Annotated in this window: 4 protein-coding genes; all 4 read right to left on the reverse strand. The window is 64.2% G+C overall.

Annotation, left to right across the window (positions count from 1 at the left end):
- Window positions 1–3: 3 nt before the first annotated feature.
- On the reverse strand, window positions 4–429 hold the full coding sequence (locus BKD70_RS23365) for a thioesterase family protein (protein ID WP_034125591.1): 426 nt from the start codon (window positions 427–429) through the stop codon (window positions 4–6).
- Complete coding sequence (gene hutH / locus BKD70_RS23370; protein ID WP_070415494.1) at window positions 422–1,963, reverse strand: histidine ammonia-lyase; 1,542 nt, start codon at window positions 1,961–1,963, stop codon at window positions 422–424. The genes BKD70_RS23365 and hutH overlap by 8 nt, the downstream gene beginning before the upstream one ends.
- Window positions 1,947–2,882 (reverse strand): glycosyl transferase, encoded by a 936-nt coding sequence (locus BKD70_RS23375; protein ID WP_054896220.1) that lies wholly within the window; start codon window positions 2,880–2,882, stop codon window positions 1,947–1,949. The genes hutH and BKD70_RS23375 overlap by 17 nt, the downstream gene beginning before the upstream one ends.
- The coding region (locus BKD70_RS23380) for a glycosyltransferase family 2 protein (protein WP_070415495.1) at window positions 2,879–3,609 on the reverse strand (731 nt) is incomplete at its 5' end. The genes BKD70_RS23380 and BKD70_RS23375, both read right to left, overlap by 4 nt.

Consider the following 3,609-nt stretch of genomic DNA (forward strand, 5'->3'; position numbering starts at 1 on the left):
GTCTCATTCCAGGGCTCTCTCTACGGCGTCGGTAAAGACTTTGGGCGAGGCAAGCTGCATTTCGCGACTGGCGATTTGCACCGCCACTTGCACGGTGCTGGCGCGGGTCAAGCGCTCGCCGCTGGCCAGGTCGGTGATCAAATAATTGACCTTCAAACGATTCTCCCACTCCACCAGGCTGGCGCGCACATTGATGGTCTGGCCGAAGGTCGCGCCACGCACATAACGTAGCTGCATGTCGATCACCGGCCAGGCGTAGCCGGCTTCGAGCATCGCCGTATAGTTATGGCCGATCTTGTCCAGCAACGCACAGCGCGCCACTTCCAGGTACTTCACGTAATGCCCGTGCCACACCACGTTCATGGTGTCGATGTCGAAAAAAGGCACAAGGATTTCAGTGTCGCTGTGCAACACGCCGGGGCTACGCATGCAGCCTCCAGTGTTGCGCGGCGATACGTTGCAGGCACAGGCGCAGTTCGCCTTCCAGGGCGCGGTCTTCGATGACCGGCGCAAAGTCCTGGGCCAGTTCGGCGTGCATCGCGGCCAGTGCTGGTGGCAGTGGGCGGGCATCCTCGGCCTGGGCGCGCAGCCACACGCCTTGGTTGGCGGCGAGCAAGGTCGCGGCGGCGACCTGTTCGGTCAACTCCAGCACGCGGATCGCATCGCGGGCAGCGATGGTGCCCATGCTCACTTTGTCCTGGTTGTGGCACTCGGTGGAGCGCGAGAACACGCGGGCCGGCATGGTGTTTTTCAGCGCTTCGGCGGTCCAGGCGCTGGTGCCGATCTGCACGGCCTTGAAGCCGTGGTTGATCATGGCGCGGTCAGCCGGGGCGCCTGAGAGGTTGCTCGGCAGGCCATGGTTGTAGCGCACGTCCACCAACAGTGCGAGCTGGCGGTCGAGCAGGTCGGCAACGTTGGCGACCAGGGTCTTGAGGCTGTCCATGGCGAAGGCGATATGCCCGCCGTAGAAGTGCCCGCCATGCAGCACACGTTCTTCTTCGGCGTCGATGATCGGGTTGTCGTTGGCGCTGTTCAGTTCGATCTCGATGAACGAGCGCAGCCAGTTCAGGCTGTCCGCCAATACGCCGAGCACGTGGGGCGCGCAGCGCAACGAATAACGGTCTTGCAGGCGATGCAGGGGGGCGGTGGGCGCGTCGATGGCCAGGTCCTTGCGCAGCCACGCGGCGACTTGCATCTGCCCAGGGTGCGGCTTGGCGGCGAACAGGCGCTCGTCGAAGTGTTCCGGGTTGCCTTGCAGCGCCACCACGTTGAGCGCGGTGATGCGCGTGGCCAGTTGCAACAGGTAGTCGGCGCGGGCAAAGGCCAGGCAGGCCAGGCCAGTCATCACTGCGGTGCCGTTCATCAGTGCCAGGGCTTCCTTGGGCCGCAGTACCAGCGGCTCCCAGCCCAGCTCGCGGTGTACGTCGGCCGCCGGGCGGCGTTCGCCACGGAACAGCACTTCACGTTCGCCGGACAAGGTCGCAGCCACATAGGACAGCGGCGTCAGATCACCACTGGCGCCGACCGAGCCTTCTTCCGGGATCAGTGGCAACACATCGTTTTCGAGGAAGGCATGCAGGCGTTCCAGCAGTTCCACACGCACCCCGGACACGCCATGGCACAGCGACTGCAAACGCGCCGCCAGTACGGCGCGAGTAGCCTGGGCATCAAGCAATTTGCCCAGGCCGCAACCGTGAAAGGTGTACAGATGACGCGGCAAGGCTTCGACGTGCTCCAGCGGCACCGCCACTACGCAGGAGTCGCCGTAGCCGGTGGTCACGCCGTAGATCACGCCTTCCTTGTCCAGCAGCGAGTCGAGGAACTGCGCGCCCTTGGCGATGCGTTGGCGGTACGCGGCATCGTCCTGCAGGCGAGTGGGCACCTGGCGGTTGGCCAGGGCCAGCACGTCTTCGATGCGCAGGGGGCGTTCACCAAAGGTGATGGGCTCAAGAGGCGTCGTCATCGGTCTTCCAGAAAGGGTAAAAGTTGAACCATTGTTGGGGCGCTTGCAGGCAGAACTGGCCCAGGCGTGCGGCGTAGCGGGTGGTCCATTCGGCAATGACTTGCTCACGGGTGCTGCGCTTCCATTCGATCAAATCGGCAAAGGGCTCGATAGTCAGGCGATAGCGGCCCTGGTGCTTGAGACACATCAGCAGATTGACCGGGCACTTGAGCAAGCCCGCCAGCAGCCATGGGCCTTGGGGAAATGCCGCCGTGTGTCCGAGGAAGTCCACGCGCACCGTGCGCCCGCCGTGCAGCGGGATGCGGTCGCCGGCAATCGCCAGCCACTCGCCATCGTCCAGGCGCTGGCTGAGCAGCAGCATGGTGGCCGGGTCCAATTCGCTGACCTGGATCAGGCGCAAATGGGTCGCGCCGGCCTCGCCCAGCAGGCGGTTGAAACGCTCGGCGTGCTTGGTGTGCACCAGCACGTTCATGGTGACCTGTTCACCAATCTCCGCCAGGGCACGGCACACTTCCAGGTTACCCAGGTGCGCACCCACCAGCATCTGCCCGCGCTCGCCACGCAGTTGACTGCGCAACTGCGCCGGGTCGTTGATCTCGATTTGCTCCAGGCGCAGCTTGCCGTTCCACACGTCCAGCTTGTCGAGCAGCGAATCGGCGAAGGCCATGAACTGGGCAAAGACTGTGCGGTGGCTCGGCAGCAAGTCATTGCGCCCGCTCCATTGCGCCAGCCGCTGCTGGTATTGCCAGGCGCTGTGGCGTGCGGTGCGGCCGAACAGGAAGAAGTAAAAGACGATGCTGTAGAGCAACGGGCTCAATAGGCGACGGCCGAGGACTTTGACCGCGACCGCGGTGAATTTCATCAGCCAGAAGCTGCCGCGTTCCTCGCGGTCGGCCCAATGCTTGGTGCTGTCGTTCATGCTTGCCACCGTCGCCACAGGATCATCGGCGCGCGCACGAGCATGCCGAAGAACAACCGCGTGTGCATGGCGCTGATGCGCAGGTTGTCACGCAACAAGCGAAAGTGCGACAGGCCGTCGGTGGGGTAGTGCACCTGGGTGGGCAGCCAGCGCATCGGCTGGTTGCGCCAGGCCAGGCGTACCAGGATGTCCGAGTCGAAATCCATGTGCGTGCCAATGTAGGCCGAGTCCATCAGCGCCAGGGTCGGCGCCAGTGGGTACACGCGAAAGCCGCACATCGAGTCGCGAATCTCAAGCGACAGGGTATTGATCCACACCCACACGTGGGTCAGGTAACGTGCGTACAGGCGACCCTTGGGCACGCTGTCGTCGTATTCGGGGTAGCCGCAGATGACGGCCTCGGGGTGCTGGCGTGAGGTGTGGATAAAGGTCTGGACTTCGCGCAGGTCGTGCTGGCCATCGGCGTCCACTTGCAGAGCGTGGGTATAGCCCAGGCGCGCGGCTTCGCGAAAACCGGTCATCACGGCGGCGCCCTTGCCCTGGTTGCTGGGCAGGGTCAGCAGGGTGACGTTATCCAGCGTCGCCAACTGCGCCAGCACGGCTGCGCACGAGGCGCTGCTGCCATCGTCCACCAAGAGGCAGGGCAGGCCGCTCTTCAGCACACTGTGGACCACGGCCGGCACGGCGGCTTCGTGGTTGTATACCGGGATCAAAGCGCAGGGGTTAT

This window comes from Pseudomonas sp. BS-2016, assembly GCF_001806145.1.
In the GTDB taxonomy this organism is placed as follows: domain Bacteria; phylum Pseudomonadota; class Gammaproteobacteria; order Pseudomonadales; family Pseudomonadaceae; genus Aquipseudomonas; species Aquipseudomonas lundensis.

Excerpts from the sequence above, each read along its gene's own strand:
- BKD70_RS23365 (WP_034125591.1), bottom strand. The coding sequence starts at position 429 with ATGCGTAGCCCCGGCGTGTTGCACAGCGACACTGAAATCCTTGTGCCT.
- hutH (WP_070415494.1), bottom strand. The coding sequence starts at position 1,963 with ATGACGACGCCTCTTGAGCCCATCACCTTTGGTGAACGCCCCCTGCGC.
- BKD70_RS23375 (WP_054896220.1), bottom strand. The coding sequence starts at position 2,882 with ATGAACGACAGCACCAAGCATTGGGCCGACCGCGAGGAACGCGGCAGC.